The organism is Virgibacillus dakarensis (genome assembly GCF_900155625.1).
GTDB classification, from domain to species: domain Bacteria; phylum Bacillota; class Bacilli; order Bacillales; family Amphibacillaceae; genus Lentibacillus_C; species Lentibacillus_C populi.
This window is the reverse complement of sequence record NZ_LT732554.1, coordinates 669179-687863: the sequence shown is the minus strand read 5'-3', so window position 1 is coordinate 687863 and position 18685 is coordinate 669179. Positions and strand designations below refer to the sequence as shown.

15 protein-coding genes and 1 pseudogene are annotated in these 18685 nt (G+C 34.7%); 13 read left to right on the top strand and 3 right to left on the bottom strand.

Annotated elements, in window-relative coordinates:
- Nucleotides 1-17: 17 nt before the first annotated feature.
- From CZ382_RS12930 to CZ382_RS12905, 6 genes are read left to right on the top strand one after another with little or no spacing between them, the layout of a single operon-like run.
- Complete coding sequence (locus tag CZ382_RS12930) at nucleotides 18-803, top strand: hypothetical protein (RefSeq protein ID WP_088051630.1); 786 nt, start codon at nucleotides 18-20, stop codon at nucleotides 801-803.
- Nucleotides 790-1248 (top strand): hypothetical protein, encoded by a 459-nt coding sequence (locus CZ382_RS12925; protein WP_088051629.1) that lies wholly within the window; start codon nucleotides 790-792, stop codon nucleotides 1246-1248. The genes CZ382_RS12930 and CZ382_RS12925 overlap by 14 nt, the downstream gene beginning before the upstream one ends.
- On the top strand, nucleotides 1245-5345 hold the full coding sequence (locus CZ382_RS12920; RefSeq protein WP_088051628.1) for a hypothetical protein: 4101 nt from the start codon (nucleotides 1245-1247) through the stop codon (nucleotides 5343-5345). The genes CZ382_RS12925 and CZ382_RS12920 overlap by 4 nt, the downstream gene beginning before the upstream one ends.
- Nucleotides 5346-5349: 4 nt before the next feature.
- A complete protein-coding gene (locus CZ382_RS12915; RefSeq protein ID WP_088051627.1) occupies nucleotides 5350-7779 on the top strand; it encodes a PglZ domain-containing protein in 2430 nt (809 codons plus the stop codon).
- Nucleotides 7780-7800: 21 nt separating this feature from the next.
- Entirely contained in the window at nucleotides 7801-9084 is a 1284-nt protein-coding gene (brxD, locus tag CZ382_RS12910) for a BREX system ATP-binding protein BrxD (RefSeq protein WP_088051626.1), read from the top strand.
- A 10-nt stretch (nucleotides 9085-9094) separates the two neighbouring features.
- Nucleotides 9095-11215 (top strand): DEAD/DEAH box helicase, encoded by a 2121-nt coding sequence (locus tag CZ382_RS12905; protein WP_159457799.1) that lies wholly within the window; start codon nucleotides 9095-9097, stop codon nucleotides 11213-11215.
- Between the two features lie 77 nt (nucleotides 11216-11292).
- Here the strand turns inward: CZ382_RS12905 and CZ382_RS12900 are convergent, their stop codons facing one another.
- The 3 genes from CZ382_RS12900 to CZ382_RS12890 are packed head-to-tail and all read right to left on the bottom strand — an operon-like array spanning nucleotide 11293 to nucleotide 12958.
- Nucleotides 11293-11493 carry a hypothetical protein gene (locus tag CZ382_RS12900; RefSeq protein ID WP_088051624.1) on the bottom strand — a complete coding sequence of 67 codons (201 nt, stop codon included), beginning with the start codon at nucleotides 11491-11493 and terminating at the stop codon, nucleotides 11293-11295.
- Nucleotides 11490-12245, bottom strand: coding sequence for an IS21-like element helper ATPase IstB (gene istB / locus CZ382_RS12895; RefSeq protein WP_088051623.1), 756 nt, complete (start codon nucleotides 12243-12245; stop codon nucleotides 11490-11492). The genes CZ382_RS12900 and istB (CZ382_RS12895) overlap by 4 nt, the downstream gene beginning before the upstream one ends.
- Nucleotides 12242-12958, bottom strand: a complete 717-nt coding sequence (locus CZ382_RS12890) for a Mu transposase domain-containing protein (protein ID WP_200809529.1) — start codon at nucleotides 12956-12958, stop codon at nucleotides 12242-12244. The genes istB (CZ382_RS12895) and CZ382_RS12890 overlap by 4 nt, the downstream gene beginning before the upstream one ends.
- A 275-nt stretch (nucleotides 12959-13233) precedes the next feature.
- On the opposite strand from CZ382_RS12890, the gene CZ382_RS12885 reads away from it, so the two are divergent.
- From CZ382_RS12885 to CZ382_RS12860, 7 genes and pseudogenes are all read left to right on the top strand, one after another.
- On the top strand, nucleotides 13234-14475 hold the full coding sequence (locus CZ382_RS12885) for a site-specific integrase (RefSeq protein WP_088051622.1): 1242 nt from the start codon (nucleotides 13234-13236) through the stop codon (nucleotides 14473-14475).
- Complete coding sequence (locus CZ382_RS12880; RefSeq protein ID WP_088051621.1) at nucleotides 14472-15440, top strand: tyrosine-type recombinase/integrase; 969 nt, start codon at nucleotides 14472-14474, stop codon at nucleotides 15438-15440. Before CZ382_RS12885 ends, CZ382_RS12880 begins: the two co-directional genes overlap by 4 nt.
- Nucleotides 15433-15726, top strand: a pseudogene (locus CZ382_RS24805) (site-specific integrase); the annotation flags it as partial. The gene CZ382_RS12880 and the pseudogene CZ382_RS24805, both read left to right, overlap by 8 nt.
- Before the next feature lie 36 nt (nucleotides 15727-15762).
- The gene (locus tag CZ382_RS12875; RefSeq protein WP_235000429.1) at nucleotides 15763-16473 is read left to right on the top strand and encodes a tyrosine-type recombinase/integrase; all 711 of its coding nucleotides are present in this window, start codon (nucleotides 15763-15765) and stop codon (nucleotides 16471-16473) included.
- A gap of 156 nt (nucleotides 16474-16629) precedes the next feature.
- On the top strand, nucleotides 16630-17412 hold the full coding sequence (locus CZ382_RS12870) for a Mu transposase domain-containing protein (protein WP_200809528.1): 783 nt from the start codon (nucleotides 16630-16632) through the stop codon (nucleotides 17410-17412).
- Nucleotides 17409-18188, top strand: a complete 780-nt coding sequence (gene istB, locus CZ382_RS12865; protein WP_088051618.1) for an IS21-like element helper ATPase IstB — start codon at nucleotides 17409-17411, stop codon at nucleotides 18186-18188. Before CZ382_RS12870 ends, istB (CZ382_RS12865) begins: the two co-directional genes overlap by 4 nt.
- Before the next feature lie 36 nt (nucleotides 18189-18224).
- Nucleotides 18225-18551 carry a hypothetical protein gene (locus tag CZ382_RS12860; protein WP_088051617.1) on the top strand — a complete coding sequence of 109 codons (327 nt, stop codon included), beginning with the start codon at nucleotides 18225-18227 and terminating at the stop codon, nucleotides 18549-18551.
- Nucleotides 18552-18685: the final 134 nt, after the last annotated feature.

The window sequence follows — 18685 nt, the reverse complement described above, 5'->3', positions numbered from 1 at the left end:
GATCCGGAGGTTTTTCTATGAGTAAAATTTTGCCTATGTCAGAAAGAGTGCCTGTAGATGAAACAATACAGGCACTTGAATATATAAAGTATGAAAGAGATAAGGAAGTTGTAAGACAGTATTTTGAAGATGTTATGCCATTTAGTGAATCCACATCTATAAAATATCGTAGAAGGCTATTTGAGAGGTATTTAATTTTGGATGAGGGACAAGTTGTTTTTACTCCCTTTTTAGAAATGATTAGTATGGTTGAAAGTTATCAAACGAAAAAGGAAATCCTCTTTTATAAGACGGTTGTTAAAACTCCTACACTTCAAATAGTGTTGAGAGATATATATAGTGGACTATTAAAGGAAAAATTCACAAAAACTGAACTAATGGATTACTTGTCAGAGCGAATGACAGAACATAAAACTTCCTCTATAGAGAAGACATTATCAGTGTTAACAACTATCTTGAAAGATTTTAATATTATAAATGTCAAGGAAGATACAATAAAAAAAGAGATAATTTATGTTGTAAATGAGCGTTTGCGCCCTACTAATGAAACAGTTGCATTCAGTTTATACTATGAATTTTTTGAAATTCAGGACAATAGAATACCAACTACAGAGAGGTTACATAATGCAGAGACATTTAAGTATCTATTGATTGATCATATCTTAGCGGGTAGATATATAAAATGGCTAGTTTCAAACAATTACCTAGAATTTTATAAGATGGGGTCTAACGAACAATATCAGTTTACTTGCTCTACATTAAATGACTTTGTTCAAAAGGTGATGGCAAATGTTGAAGCATAAAATTAATTCAAAAATATCATCGATGGCAAAAAGAAGGTTACTATTTATAATTGGGGAACACCTAAGTGGTAAAAGTAAAGGTGTTCAAGGTTATTTAGAAGAACGGTTTGGTGATTATTGGAAGAACTATTACATTGATATGGGTTTATACCTTCAAAAGGAAATAAGCCAAGAGCAAATCGATACATACAGTATGTTCCCTGAAGAATTCGAATATGATTCTGTTAAATTAATATCTCAACTTATTAATAATAAGCAAGAAGAACTTTTAGTAATTGACCATTGTGATTGGTTATTTGCTGAGAATCAAACGGAATGGTTAAAGATATTAATGAGTGAAACTGAAGTAAACCGTACAATTATTGTTATAGTTCCAGAAGAGTATAGTGAATTAGTACCAACACATTCATATAGTGTGATTTATTGGGGAGGGGGTTCACAATGAAGATAAGGGATATTATTGAAGTACCGGACATAGACAAAATCGTAAAATTAAAGGAAAATTTATCAAAAGATGCAGACCAACAAAAGATAGAGGAACTACTTAAAGGTTATGTAATCACTAGTAATGTAGAAGAAAATTTAGAGAGATTCTTTTATAGTATCGTAACTGCACCTGATAAGGGAAAAGGATTCCAAATTACTGGTTTACCGGGTTCAGGTAAATCACACTTTTTATCTGTAATAGGATTATTGATGAAATATGAACATGCATTTGAATTACTCCAACTGAAAAGTGAAACCATTGAAAAAGGTAAATCATTTATAAAGGGAAAAAGGATTTTTACTGTACCACTTGTCGCAGAAGAAGGGGGAGCAAATGTCTCCTTAGAGGACATGTTTTTTAAAGCAGCAGAGGATATTACAGGCTTTCCCTTTACTGATGAAAGCGATTATATTCGACAGTTTGAAGAAGCAATTATTGGTAATGAGAACTATAATCAGAAATTTTCAGATTTCATTAGTGAGAAGACTAACAACAAGTTCAGAAGTTGGTACGATATTAAAGAAAAGTTAAACAATAAACGATCAATAACAGGCGCAGCAAAAGAATTTATTAATAAAGAAAAAATATCTTTCTTTAATCCTGATCGTGGACGAACTGAACGAATTGAGTATTTGTTTAATTATTTAGAGGAAGAAAAATTTGATGGAATTTTAGTTTTAATTGATGAATTATCCGAGTATCTGAATGACAGAGGAAATAACGCAAGAAATGATGCTTTATTTTTAAAGCAACTATTAGAGTATGATGAAAGTATTATACCTGCTTGGATAATTGGCTCATTTCTTAATGCGTTAAATGATATTACAGTACCAGATGTATATCAGTTAATGAGGGACCGTTTTCCTTCAGAAAATATGTTGCGTTTAACTGTTACAGATGTTGAAGATATTATTGACCAAAGACTAATAGTTAAAAATAACAAGGATAGAATCAAAGAAATTGCAACGATACTTGAAGATAAGTACAATGCATTTAAAAAAACTGACCTTAATCAATTTCTTAAAACATATCCATTACACCCTGAGACTTTAAATTTATTATCAAAATCCCTTCGATTTTTGTCTCGACAAAGGTCGCTTGTTGACTTCATATTGACGGAGGTTAAAGGTAATAAAAAGGATGAAGGCATATTAGATAAAGATGAAATGCATCTGGTAACTCCAGACCGTATATACACTCACTTTCAGGATCGTATAAAAGAGGATGCTAGTAAAAGAGATATTTTCGAAATAATTTACGCTTACTACATGGGTCTTGAAGGAGACACAAAAGGAAGAGTAAGTGAATTATTTGAAGGTGATGAGAAAGAACACGCTATTAAGTTAATAAACCTAATGACACTCTTAAAGGTTTTGGATTTGGAAGAGGATTATAATGTTAGGGATTTAACTTATATGATTCAATATCCAAAACTTGAAGGTGATTTGGCGGAAAGTAAAGTTAATAAAATACTCTATAAAATGTTTGATAAGGGACGTTATATAGAGTTTATAGACAAAGAAAATGATGGAGATAATGTTTACTATATTAGCAAGGACACTAGTGTAGTAACTAAGATTAAGAATGATACAAAACAGGTTTTAAATACACTTGAGGATAAAAATAGTTCTATTATTGTAGATGAAGTAATGAAGGCACTTGTGGCAGAACCACTTCCGATTTCTCAATATAATGAACCGTCACCATATACTACTGCAAAATGGAATAATACAGACCGTCAAGGAGTAATCCAATACGGACGCATAGACGACATTGGGAAAAAGGAAATACTAAATCGTGCTTTAAGAAATATTAAGGATACTGAGACGGACTATTACTTGCTTATTGGAACATTTTTAGATGTTGATTATCAAAAGCAATCATTTCAACAAGCAGTAAATTCTATATTGGAAGGTAATGTTACTAATTTAAGCCTTTTTGGCGGTAGCAAAGATACTTCCAAAGAGTTAGACAAGCGTTTGCTGAATAACATAGTTTGTTGGTTACCATCAAAGCAATTAGATAGTCAGGAAGGAAAAAAGGACCTTGAAGATCTTAAGCGTTATTATTCCCACTTAAAAGTTCTTAACAATTATAAAGAAGAGTATGAATACTCACCAACAAAAGAGTTGGATGAGGCAATAGAAAAACTCCAAGAGACTATTTATAGAGATGAAGAAAATGTGCAAATAATTTTGCAAAACTTGTATTTAAATGGCTCAGTTCTTACGTATGAAGGAGAATTAGATGGTATTAAGTTATCATCAGAATCCTTTACTAAAATAGTTCAATCTATTATTTCAGCCACTTTAAAACGTTCGTTCGGTGATAATACGTTTATCAGACCGGAAGAATTTATTCCATTATCCGAACAGATGCTTAACAGGTTCATTAGTAATTATATATTTGGCGTAAAGGATTTCAATGAAGCGCCTGTTAATGAGCAAAGGATTGTTACACATATTGTTAAAAAGTTTGGAGAGGTCGAGCAAGTTGATGGAAAAACCAAATTTAGATTAAATAGCAATGATAATAAACTAATTAAGTTAATAATTGATACTGTATCTAATTCCAATGCAGGAGAGATAACTTATAATGAGTTGTATAAAACAGTAAGAAAATCATCATTCGGCCCTGATAAAAGTACGGTTGAAGTATTATTTTCGCTACTGATGAAAAAAGGTTATTTACTCCCTGTAAAAAGTGATGAACGAGTACAATTATCACAAATAAAGCCTCCATTAAAAGGTAGTATTCACAAGTTTCAATTAGGGCAGTTTATTGAAACTAAATATATAGAACCGTTAATGAAACTATCATTGGTTTTATTTAATCGACGTTTTGAAAAGGAAGACCTAGCACACCAAGAAGAGTTGTGGGAAGACCTAGTTGAATATAAACAAAAAACGCTAGAAAATATTGATTTACTACTACGTAAAATTGAACAATTTCAAAGTGATATTCATCTTGAAAGAAGTAGTTTTAATAAAACATACACAACTGTGGAATCCATTAAGAAATTTGTTGAGAACGTAGAGGAGTCAAATGGTTCTAAAGATGGTTTAGAATACTTTGTAGCGCAAAATATGCAGTTATTTGAGGGTAGTAAGTTAAAAGAACTTGATAATGCTTATCAAAAGATTGTTGATTGGTTTTATGAGGAAAATGGGCATAGTAACCAATCAGATGTGGCAATGGTATTTAGCCAAATGAAGGATGACAATTTAGTCATTCCATCGGATGATAAGTATCAAGCCCTTAAGAAACAAATAGACGTGGTTGAGAGTTGTTTGGGAGTAGGAGATGCATTAGTATTTGATAATGCAAAAGAAATGTTACTAAGGGAGTTTAGGACACTTAAAAAGCAATATGAAAAACTTTATGTAATTGAGCATCATGAACAGAATAATCAAGAAGTATTTAAATCAATTGAAGATATAAGACACGGTGATGATTACCTATTCCTTGAAAAAATTAATCATATTGAAAACATTAGTGTGGATTATGATTTCATTAATATACAGGCAGACTTAGCCAAAGAATGGAATAAGGCTTGTCACGAATCTCCTTCTAGGTATTTAGATAATAATTGGACCTGTAGTTGTGGTTTTAAATTGGGTAATAAAATCACAGTTACAAGCCCTGAACACTATAACGATGCAATTAATAATGCGATAAGTGAATATCTTAATTCTTTAACGGAATCGTTTAATAGGGAAAAAATCAAGAAAAGAGTCAATTACCTGAAGGAAATAAAAAAGCAGTCAAGTTCTGTTCTATTGGCTGAAAAAATGCTTGAATTGGTATTGGATCAAAATGTTACAAATAAGTATCGTGTATTATTAGAAGAACACCCTGAATTAATAGCCTTTATTAACGATGCGCTAAGCGCTGATGCCAAAGTTGTTGAACGTGATATCAACAAACTTATAGAGGCTTTCGCAAACAAGGCATATCCAAAACACGAGTTACTATCGAAATTCAAGAAAATGATAGATGCTCAAGGGCATATTGATGATGACCAATATATAAAGTTTGTAGACATTGAGGATTGATAAAATGACAAACGAAATATATATACATTATTTAGCGAAATATATTGAGTTGAAAAAGGACACTGCTCCCATGCACCCTATTATAATTCTGAGGGATTATAATGGCTTATTTACAAACATTGAGGATATAGAAATTGCACTTCTATATCCTCACACTGTTTATAAGATAGAAGATCATCATGCGTTCAGGAAAAGATTTGAACATGTGAAACAAGGTATTGGTAATGAGCAATATTATATTTTTATTGTTAATAACCCCGGTATTATAAACAAGATTCGTGATTTTACTATCCGTTCATGTGGTGAGATCATTCACGAAGTTAATTTAAGGGATTTTCTAAATCAGATTGAACAAGGTTTAAATTGGCATGAACGAATTAATGATTTTAGTGCAAAAGAAATTGAAAAAGTCTTTGAAAAGTTACTTATGTACAGGAAGGCAATACCAAAAAAGAACATTAATCGAGAAGAGACGGATCTAATCTTACTTTCGGCAATTTATGATATGGATGCGACTAAATTATCGGACTTGGCAGACTGCTATATTTACTACCGAAATATTTTAGATGTTTACAGTACAAACAAGCCAATAGATATTGAAATTAATTTACAGGAATTAATAACTAAGGTTTTTAGATATCACCATGCAGAATTTGTTGGGGATATAATAGAAAAAGGCCAATTTGAACTATTTGATAAAATAATATGGATTTCTCTAGTATTAAAGCAATTTAATCAGTTAACAGATGATAACCTCCAAAGGGTTATGGGAAATGATTATACAGAATTAAAAGAATTAGATTTCTTTGAGTTAGTTACACTTGCAGAAAGAATAGAACGAAAAGATAAGAAATTATATCTTCAAAAACGAGATCAAGCAGAAAAAATAATTCGAAAAAGTAATATATCATTATATCAAAAGGCCGAAGACTATGTTTTATTTGTTCGAGAAAATCAAGATTCCCCATCATCAATTATTATGGGAATAAAGAATGTTTTAAATGACTTCAATTTAGAAGGAGCAAAGAAATTATACAGGTATTCGTTTGAGGACTTGAAGGAAGTTTCCAACATAGTTGAAGGGGTCCCTTATCAGATTAATTCAGTAAAAAGTGCGCAAAGGTTTCTTAAATCTTTAATTAGTTGGTTTGATAATATTTATGATTTAGAAGGAAATTCAATGAACTTAACCAACTCTATCAGCGATTATAACCAGTGGTTTCAACTTATTACTGAAAAATTATATGACTTAGAGTACGAACTTAGCGAAATTAGGTATAGTTTAGATACTGAATCATTTATAGAATCAAAAAGATATGAAGCGTTAGAAGTAAGACTGAATAACATCCTAAATGTGTTTAGAAAATCATTTGCAAAGTTTATTGAGGACCATTACAAACATTGGGTAGAACATGGTTCAGAACAGCCTATATTAAATCACAGCATCTCCGATTTTATTCCAGTTAAAACAGGTAAAGTTGTATTTGTTATTTTTGATGGTATGAGGTACGATGCATGGAAGAAAGTTGTCGAACCATACTTTAAATCTTTATTAACAGAAAGAGAAGTATCTTATGGTCACAGTTTGGCAATGTTACCTTCAATAACTTCTCTTTCGCGTGAAGCAATTTACAAAGATATACGTTCTACCTATAGTAGTGAAATCAATTATATAACAAAGTCAGAAAGTGAAGCAAGGAAACAAGAAGTAAAAGATTCATTATTAATGGATAAGCGCATTAACATACTTATTTTTAATATGTTTGATAGGGAAGGCCATACTTCTACACAAGGCTTATCTGTATTCTATAAAAGACAAAAAGAAGTATTTGAAGCAAGTATCAGGGAGTTAATCAACACATTGCCAAATGATGCCCATATAGTTATTGCTTCGGATCATGGTTTTTCAAAGATTAATCATTATATTAAAATTGATGATGCTAGTCAGGTTAAGTCGAGGTATGTTGTTTCCCGAAATAAAGTCCCTGACAGTATTCAAATCGGAGATTATAAATTATCCTACACTGATAAAGGATATTATCACGGTGGAGGAGAAAGAGATCTATATAGCCATGGAGGAGCAAGTTTTGAAGAAATAGTTTTACCTTTTATACACATTAAGCCTAAAAGGTCTGTGCAGAATACTATTGGTTCTACAGGAAAGAATAGTAGTTTTAAGTTAAACGTAAGAGACAATGAGGTTAATTTAAGCCTCTCATTAAACAAAAAGGAAAAGGTAATATTAGAAACGCTAGGTCGCACGAATCAATTAACAACAAGGGATATTGAGAGCATGCTTATTAACAAATTTGGTGAAGCAGGCATGGTAGATGGTATGATGAAGCGTTTAAATAGAAAATTGGTTAAGAGTGGAGAATTGAAGTTAGATATCAGTTCTGCTGGTGAAATTATTGTTTATAAATTGATTCGATAAATTTAGGCAGGTGAAAGTTTAATGAGTGAATCTGTTGCGAGTAATATAATTAAAGCATTAAGAAATGGTACTGTACCAGCAGAAGGTACTGAAAAGATTGCAGTTGGTATTGAACAGGAGTTAGAACAAATAGAAAGCCAATTAAATGACATTCAAAATGGGAAAACAGATTTTAAATTTGTTATTGGTGATTATGGTTCCGGTAAAACATTTTTTAGTACTTCCGTAAGAGAATTAGCATTTGAAAAAAACTTTGTTGTTTCGTCAGTTGTAATTTCTCAAGAGGCACCACTTCATAAATTTGAAGTTCTTTATAAAAAAATTATGGATGGTATGCGAGTAAAGGATAATAAGAATGTTCCAGCCTTTACGTTCATCTTGGAAGAATGGCTGTTAAGTATCGAAGATAAGGTTATAGAAATAACTGGATTAGATCCTGATGAAGACCGTGATTCATTTAAAGAGGAAATGACAAAGCAGATAGACCTTGAATTACAAGTCATCGGAGCAATTGCAGCATCTTTCTCTAGTGCTGTTAGATCCTTTTATAACGCTAAATACGAAGGTAACACAGCGCTTTCTCAAGCAGCAGTTGCATGGTTGAAAGGTGACAAGGTGCCAAGGCAATATAAGACCGAATTAAAAGTTACTGGTGAAGTAACGAGAGAAAATGCTTTTGAGTTTTTTAGGGCACTGTTACATATGGTCCAAGCAACAGGGTACAGTGGTCTATTAATTTTATTCGATGAAGTTGAAACTGTGCAGAAATTAATGACTAAACAGATGAGAGATAATGCTTATGAGAACTTACGCTTGTTTATTGATGAAGCAGATAGTAATGGATTCCCTAACTGTTACTTTTTATACACAGGAACTACAGAATTAATGGAAAGTGAACGAGGGATTAAAAGTCTTGAGCCGCTTCACCAAAGGCTTAAAGTGGAGAAGGATGAGCAATTCCGAAATTTACGGCAACCTGTCATCTTTCTAGACTCTTTTAATAAAGAAAAGTTAAATTCAGTTGCTAGAAAAGTTAGAGATATACATGCAGATGTTTTTAATTGGGATGCTTCGACGAAAGTTAGTAATGCATTTTTAGAAAATCTAGTTAATGAAATGACAACAGGATTTGGTGGGGAAATCGCCATTAAGCCAAGAGGATTCCTAAGAACCTTAGTTGATATCCTAGATAAATCAGAGATGTATGACTCCTATATTCCAGAAGAGCAATTTGAATTTGATGCTGATGTTCGTAGGTTGGTTGAAGAAACGGAAAGTGAATCAGCACATATTATTAATTTTTAGGTGGTATCTAATGAGTAATTTTCACTTATTGTGTGAACCGCTACAAAATGGTATTATTTCAAAATTAGGTTGGAGAGGTTTAACGTCGATTCAGGAAATGACGATTCCTGAAGTAATAGATGGTAAGAATTTAATCTTATTGGCACCAACAGCCGGCGGTAAGACGGAAGCAGCATTCTTTCCAATACTCCATAATATACACACCGAAGGGCTTGATGGCCTTTCGGTTATTTATGTATCCCCAATTAAGGCATTGCTGAATAACCAAGAAGAACGATTAAATAAACTTTCTTCATTTGTATATAGGGAAGTATTTAAGTGGCATGGTGATGTTGCTAGAGGGGAGAAAGGGAAATATTTCAAAAATCCTTCGAGTGTCTTAATGATTACCCCAGAGTCATTGGAAGTAATCTTAATGAATAAAAGGGTTAATAAAAATGAACTCTTTGGAAATGTACGTGCCATTGTTATAGATGAAATTCATTCATTCGCTGAGGGTGAAAGAGGCGTCCATTTAATGGCTGTTTTAGAAAGGATACAAGATTATTCAAAACACGATATCCAACGTATCGGGTTATCTGCAACAGTAGGAAATCCTGAACAAATCAGTGAGTGGTTACAGGGAAGTAGTAGTCGCAAAAGAAGGGTTATTGATCCACCTAGAGAGAATAAACCTAAAAAAATTGAAGTTAAATATGTTCTAGAAGATCAACTGGCTGCAGAAGTTTATAAAAGAGCATATGGCAATAAATCATTATTATTTTCCAATAGTAGGACAGGGGCTGAAAAGGTAAAGAATTCTTTAGAGGAGAAAGGGATAGAATCCTATGTCCATCATTCTTCTATCAATAAATACTTCAGAGAAGTTGCAGAGGAAAAGTTTAAATTGGGTAAAAATAACATTATTATTGCTACTAGTACCTTAGAATTAGGAATTGATATTGGTGATTTGGATATAGTGTTACAACTTGATTCTCCTTATTCTGTTTCCTCATTTTTACAAAGAATGGGCCGTACAGGCAGACGACAAGGAAGTATTGGACATTTTGTATTCTTTCCAACTCAGAGTGAAAAATTAGTTATCTCCATCGCTATAATTAATTTGGCAATGAGAGGTTGGGTAGAAAGTGTCAAGGTTACAAAGAAATCCTTCGACTTACTATTCCATCAAATATTAATGATGGCTTTGCAATTCTTGGGTGTAAATAAAAAACAAGTTTTTTCTATTCTAGGTAAGGTATATCCTTTTTCTGCAATATCGGAAGAGGAGTACAATGAACTGTTAAATTATATGACTGAAGAGGAATTCATTCAGATAGAAAGAAATAAAATCTACGCACATTCTGAGACAGAGAAAAAATTTGGACGAAGTAACTTTATGGAACTCTATACCACTTTTGAAACGAATAAAGAATTTACTGTTCGATTTAGAAATAGAACAATAGGGACACTAGAGAGATGGTATGTGAATGCCTTAGGGGATGAATTTCAATTTACTTTAGCAGGTGCTTCATGGAAAACGATTAAAGTTGATTATGATAGGTCAATTATATATGTAGATGAGGCAAAGAATTCAGTCCCTCCTAATTGGATGTCAGATAGCAGTTTCATTTCATATGAACTATCACAAGAAGTTTTAAATATTATAACTTCTGAAGATAACTATAGTTTCTTGAACTCTACAGAGTTAGCAGTATTATCTATATACCGAGAAGAGTTAACAATGACAGGCCTTAAAAAGGACACATTAATTGTTGATGAAAGAAAAGATGGCTTTATTATTACTACCTATGCTGGAAATAGTGTTAATTATACAATTGCAAACTCTGTTCGTTCGCAAATGAATTGCTTTGATATAAGTAGTCTTACTTGGAAAGGATTTAAATTAAAGCGTGAAGATCGAGAATTACTACTCACTCTTTCAGAGGTTATAGATGCTATAAATAGAATTACTGAAGAAGGATTTTACGATTATGAAAATCAAGAAAGACTTGTGGAATTAGTACCTGATATTTCATTTTCAAAGTACCAGAAATACCTTCCATCGAAGTTTCGGAAAGAACAATCTGATTATTGCGGACAGAATGAGCCAGCTGTGCGGAGTTTTGAGCCACTGTTTGCGGACATCTGAGCCAGTAAGTGCGGGGTTGGGAGCCACTAGAACTGAAAACAGCTATTGAAACCCAGGGATTCCAATAGCTGTTTTGCTTATTTAAAGCTTTTACCATCTAATTGTTTACTAATAATATCAAGAGCCCAGTTAACGAGTTCATCATGGTCTAAATTCTTTTCATCTTCCCAAATACACACTTCCAAGAGTCTCTCTTCCACTTCCCACATTATTTCACCCGGTAAATAATTGTGGAAGAAATACTTGGCTATGCGATTTTCAACTTCTACAGGAATCATCTTGACACCGCCAATCCATGACGCTCTCTCATTGAAAGTTCTCCATCAACTAGAATTTTATAGGAATCGTGTACAATTCGGTCCAGTATCGCATCAGCTATCTGAGCTTGTCCTAACTTAGAATGCCATCCTTCCGGTGAAAATTGAGAACAGAATATCGTAGATGTTCGCTTTAATCTCGCTTCAATAATTTCTAAAACATGTAGTACATGTTCCTCTGAAAGCTCAGTTAGTAACCATTCATCGAGAATTAATAGATCAATCTTTTTATATTTTTGAATGAGCTTTCGAAAGCTACCATCGGCTTCATATTTTGCAACTGCTAATTCATCAAGTAATTCAGGAAGTCTAATATATTTTACTTTGTAAAATTGGCGACATGCTTGGACTCCAAAGGCATTTGCTATCCATGTTTTTCCGTTTCCTGAGGCTCCCATTAAAATGATGTTATGATGATTCTGGATGTAATTTCCCGTTGCTAATTCTAAGATTAAGTTTTTATCTAACTTACGGTCTGGATGGTATTCTATATCTTCGATAGCCGCGGTTGGATCATTGAACGAAGCCTGCTTTATCAAACGCTCCAACTTATTTGTCTTGCGTCGGTCATACTCGTAATCTACCAATAGATTGAAACGGTCATTAAAATCCATTTTATTATATTCCTTATTTTGGTTTTGTTGCTGGTATAACTCTGCCATTGCTCCCATTCTCATTTCATTCAATTTGCGTAAAGTTTCTTGATTCATCATTTACTATCCCTCCCAAAGTATTTAGCTCCACGTACGAACCCATAATCCTCATTGTGAGTTTCGTGATTGTCTATATCCTTTTTCTTATTTTTCCGTTGCTTTTTCTTCCGTTCGAGTATGCTTTTTAAAACGGAAACCGTTGGATTCGTTGATATCTCGAGTAATGTTTGTGTTGCTTCTTCTAATTCATTCTTCGCATACTTTGTTGATAAATTCCTTAATGTGCTCAGGATATTTAAAGCTTTCTTTTCTATATTATTTTTTAAGATATAGGAGACGAATTGCGTTATATTTGGTCCTACAGACTCTGCCCACTTATGATTATTTTCTGGGTTATGTTCTAGGTATAACCGATGGTTATCAGGCATATGATCCGTATTCGTAGAATATTGACCGATTTCACCATTTAATCGTTTATGGGATGCAATTCTTGTTTCCTTGAAGTAAACTTCAATTAGATCCGTGGTTAGTCGAACATCGACAGACTCACGGACATAGTCATATGGAACGGAATAATACATTCGCTCAATTTGGATGTGGTAGTTCAGTTGAACCTTTGCTATTTTCCATTCCGTAAGCTTGTAGCGTGTTTGAGGAAGAGGTTGAAGGTAAGACTTTTCTTCTTCTTCAAACACCTTTTTTCGTGAACCAGGACGCTTTTGAAAGTCAATCGTATTGAGCTCCTCAAGCTTTTTAAAAATTTGTTGATTCAAATCCTCAAGATGAAAACAATGATAGTTTCTTAGTGAAGCAATAATCTGCCTAGATATATGGCCAACTGAACCTTCGACACTTGGTTTATCCTTTTTATCCTGAACTCTGGATAAAAAGGATTATTCCGAAGTTTTTATTATCCCGAACATTTAACTGCTTTTCCTTATTTATCACGTTAAGCGAGTTAAATGTTCGGGATAATTGTTGTTCATTTTTTCCACCCACTTCATAATTAAATCGGGATGTTCCCAAATATAATTATGGAGGCGAAAAGATGAAAGAAATTTTACTGACAGAATTGATTACTCAAGCTAAGGAGGCAATAAAACCAATCCAACATAGTGCTTCTACAGTCTATCAGTATGGATTGGCATGGGATGAACTGACTCATTTTTTTGAATCAAACGGGCAATCATACTTTTCCGAGGAATTGGCAAATCGTTTTGTATTAGAGTCGAAGGATAATCTTGACAAAGGACTGATTAAGAACTGGCGTTATAAACTCAGACGCCTTTCTGTGCTGATTCTTCTCGAAGTTCTGGAAACAGGCAGTTATAGCTGGAAATTCCATTTTGCGGATGCCAATAGCCCTCTTTCCATCGAAATGAAGCAGTTACAAGCCGATTATGTGGAAGAACTTATCCGTTCCGGAAAAGGTAATGGTACACGCAGGTGTTATGAGACACTTTCGAGGCAGTTTTTAAAATATGTACATTTAGAACTCAATAAAAACATATCTGACCTCCGGCTCGATGACGTTCGTAGTTTTATTCCTTATATAGCAAGATCTTACCAAAGCACCAGTATGCGAACTGTACTGTCTGCACTTCGGTCCTTTTTGAAATATCTCTATAAAGAAAGTGCAACTAAAGAAAAATTAGTTCTGGCAGTTCCGAGCAGCGGTTCGAGAAGAACCGCAGTTGTACCAACTATTACACAGGAAGAAGAAGACCGTTTACTTCAGTCAATCGACCGTTCCACCTGTATTGGAAAGCGTAACTATGCCATGGTGCTTTTGGCAATGCGCACAGGTCTTAGAAGCATTGACATTACAAATTTAGAAATATCCAGCATTGACTGGCGGAATAAGACAATCGCCATCGTACAACAGAAAAACGGAAGGCCTTTAATGTTACCTATTCTTACAGATATCGGTAATGCATTGTCTGACTATATACTAAATGCAAGACCTCAAAGCAGTCTTCCCTATGTTTTTCTGAGATACCAGGCACCATACACAAAATTATCTCGTTCCAACTGTTATGCCATCAGTTGTAGCATCATGAAAAAGGCCGACATCCGGCAGTCAGGTCATCGGAAAGGATTCCATATTTTCCGCCATACTGTGGCTGCAAGAATGCTGTCACAAGAAATATCACTTCCAGTGATATCCAATACATTGGGACATGGCTCCATCTCTTCCAGTAAGGTATATCTTTCAACAGATGAAAAGCATTTGAAGGCATGCGCTCTTACCTTCCAAGGAATTGAAGTGACAAAGGAGGAGCTGTTATGAAGTATCCTTATAATAGTAACTTCAGGATCTATATAGACGGTCTGGTTGAACAGAAGCAGTCCCTTGGATACCCTTATGTCAGTTCGGGAAGGATTTTGCGCATGTTTGATGAACATTGCATAAAGCATTTTCCTAATGAACATACATTAACCTCTGACATTGTCATGAGCTGGGCATCATTGAAAGAAAATGAACACCCAAATGGGCTTATGCGTAGAATTACACCTATAAGACAGCTGGCAAAATATATGAAAAGTATCGGAATTGATGCGTATGTCTTACCTTCCAATATACCGAAAAAGCAAATACGTTATGTACCACACATATTTACAAGTCAGGAACTGTCTGAATTTTTTAAGGCAGTAGATTCCTGTCAGGTGAGCGCTTTTAGTCCAGGTCGCCATCTAGTCATACCAGTATTTTTTAGGCTCCTTTATAGTTGCGGGCTTCGGTCGTCGGAAGCACGAATGCTTCAAGTGTCAGATGTGGATTTTAAATTGGGATCTGTATTTATCCGGGAATCGAAAGGTCATAAGGATAGAATCATATATTTGTCTGACGATATGTTACATCTATGTAAGATGTACGATGAAAGAATCCAATTCCATTATCCTAATAGAATTGCATTTTTCCCAAATCAGAAAGGCAGCTACTATAATCGTAGCTTGGTAAACTACTGGTTTCATTTATTTTGGGATAACCTTACCGTTGCAAAGACATACTCAGGAAATCCCCCAAGAGTTCATGATTTTCGTCATACTTTCGCAGTTAACCGGCTGAATCAGTGGGTGAAGGAAGGGAAGGATATCAATGCATATCTTCCATATCTAAGCATGTATCTTGGTCACGAAAATCAAATAGATACAGATTATTACCTGCATCTGGTTCCAGAGTTCTTCCCTGTGTTCCGCGATAAGTCCAGGGGGATATCTGAAAACCTCCTTCCGGAGGTGGATTATGAATAAGTCGATAGAAGGTACTTTTTTTAAATATGTCCGTAGTTTCCTGACGGTGTATTTGCCCAGAAATAAATGTTACAGCTTTAACACAATCAAAGCCTATCGTGATACGATAAATCTCTTACGGCTTTTTCTATCAGATCAAAAGAAGATTCCTTTTACTGAGATTACTTTTGACATGATTAATCATGGTTTGGTGTACGAATTCCTGGAATGGCTTCAATCATCGAGAAACTGCAGCATTTCTACCAGAAATCAACGGCTAGCTGGACTAAAATCTTTTCTGCATTATTGTGCAATTGAAGAACCCTCGCTTACCGCAATATACATGGATATTCAAGACATAACAGCCCTTCGGGATACGAAAAAGGGAGTGTCATATATGTCGCAGAATGCGTTGAAAACAATTTTGACACAGCCTAATGTAAAAAACGGACTCGGTCTGCGGAATCGTTTCTTTATGATAGTCATGTATGACACTGGTGGACGTATACAGGAAATCCTTGATCTAAGGCTTCGGGATATTTCTCTCGATCTGGATATTCCATGCATCTATCTTACTGGCAAAGGAAATAAAGTTAGGGCGGTTCCTTTAATGGAGAAAACTGTTCTTCATTTAAAAGAATATCTAAAAATATTTCATTCAACAGGTTTACAAAACACTGACGACTATCTGTTTTATACTGTAATTAAAGGGAAAAAGGGAGCAATGTCCCCCGATAATGTCTCTGTATTCATAAAAAAGTATGCCAAACAAGCAAGGACTTCCTGTCCAGAAGTTCCTAAAAAAGTACATGCACATTTATTTAGACATAGCCGGGCGATGCATTTATATCAATCAGGTATCCCGCTTTCTTATATAAAAGATTTCCTTGGACATCAAAATTCTACAACAACGAGCATCTATGCCTCAGCTGACACTACCATGATAAGGGATGCCCTTGAAAAAGCAACCAAACTGGATAGCAACTCAACTAGTGAGATCCCAGTTTGGGAAGGTAATGAAGATATGATTCTAAAACTTTGTGGTTTGAAATAGCACAATCATATACCGATGGTTATCCCGAAAATTATTAGGATACATGGCTGTTATTATCATCAATAGCAGCCGTAATTCGGGATAATAAAAACTTCGGGATAATCCTTTTTATCCTGAACTCTGGATAAAAAGGATAAACCGAATGTAGAAGGTTCCGTGAACACGGTGTCAACCTGGATTATTGCCGCATTAAGGAATACTCAATGTTTTACGATAGAGGAAATAAACCAGGAGATTCGAAAGAAACTGGAGGAGTTTAACCACCGGCCTTTCACAAAAAAAGAAGGCTCCCGTTGGTCAGCATTTATAGAAGAAGAGAAGTACGCCCTTACTCCTCTTCCCGCTAAGCCCTACCAGATGTCTGAGTGGCGAACAGCCAAAGTGCAGCCTGATTATCATATCTCTGTAAAAAGTATGTTTTACTCCGTTCCCTATGAGTATATAGGAAAACAAGTCGATGTGAAAGTCTCAGATGAGGCGATTGAAGTTTATTTCAATTACATGAGAATCGCTTCTCATCCAACACTGCATGGGAAATACGGGCGATTTTCTACTGTACATGATCATATGCCGGATAATCATAAACTTTACGTGGAACAAACACCGCAAGACGCATTGGATTGGGCAGAGAATATTGGAGAACATACGCTATTTGTGGTGAAGTTTCTATTGGATAGCTACGAAGTTGAAAAACAAGCAATGAAGTCCGTCTTTTCCCTAAAGAAACTGGAGCGTACCTACACTGTTTATGAAATCGAACGTGCGTGTAAAATGGTGCATGAAATCACGAATCGACCAACCGTGAAAAGTATTCAAACACTTATCAAAAACAATAAAAAAGCAGACTCAGAGAAAACTTTCACACAGAAGAAAGATAATGTGCAAAATAAGCACGGTTTCACTCGCGGGGCTTCTTATTTTGGAGGGAAAAATAAATGAATCAACAGAATATAGATAAACTAAAAGCATTGAAACTATCAGGGATGGCAGAAGCCTATGAAACTATTTCTACCAAGGGAGAAAATAAAGAGATGGATTTTGATACATTATTCGGCATCTTGATTGACCATGAGGAATCCCGGCGGAAAAGCAATAAAATCAATCGACTTCTTAAACAGGCAGCATTTCCTGAGTCTGCCTCTATGGAGGAAATCATCTACTATGAAGATCGAAAACTGGATAAGGATTTAATCTTACGTCTAGCCAGTGGCAGTTATATTGTGGACGGGAGAAATATTATCTTTAAAGGAGTGTCTGGAGCCGGGAAGTCTTGGATGGCTATCGCATTTGGTGTACAAGCATGCCGTCAATTCTTCAAGGTTCAATATACACGACTTCCAGATTTATTAGAAGCATTTAAAATAGCAAAATATCAACAGGATGACAGCTACACCAAATTAATGAAAAAGCTTCTGAAGGTTGACCTTCTTATTCTTGATGAATGGCTGCTTTATACATTAACGGATGAAGAAACAGCTCTCCTTCTTGAAGTGATTAATACAAGACGTCAGGCAAAACAATCCAATATATTCTGTTCCCAATTTGATCTTGATGGATGGTATGAAAAATTGGGAGGCGGAACCCTGGCAGAAGCCATTCTAGACCGGATTGTTCATGATTCTTATGATATTTTTATTGACGGAAAAGTATCGATGCGTGAACGTCTTGGTGTGCACCATCAAAAGAAAAACGATGAAGAGAACAGCAGCCTTTAATAAATACCAAGAATAAGAACAGAAAGGGAGTTTTAAATGAAGGATTACATGACAATATCAGAAACGGTTGATCTCTTACACAACTATGAGTTGGAATGTGATGAAAAAGATGTTAGGCAATGGATAGCTAAAGGTGAAATCGAAGCAACAGAATTTGAAGGGAACTACCATATTTATGAACCAGCTGTGTTATCTTTCTTGATAGATTTAAGTCGTGTTGGAACAGCCTATGAAAAAGGAATTGATGATAAAACCAAAATAGAAAGACTCGAGGAAATGGTGCAGGAGTTACAGAAAGAGATTGATAGACTGCGTTGTGAGAAATTAAAGCTTGAACTTCAATTAGGAATTCTTCCGTTTTAGTGTATAAAGAAATCCCCCCAAACAGTCGGGGGATTTCTTTATACATGTGGTAAAGTGTTCCGCAGTGAGTGGTACATCCCGCCGCAAAAGGTGGTAAAAAAGATCGCACAAGTGGTAAAAATAGTCCGCCGTAC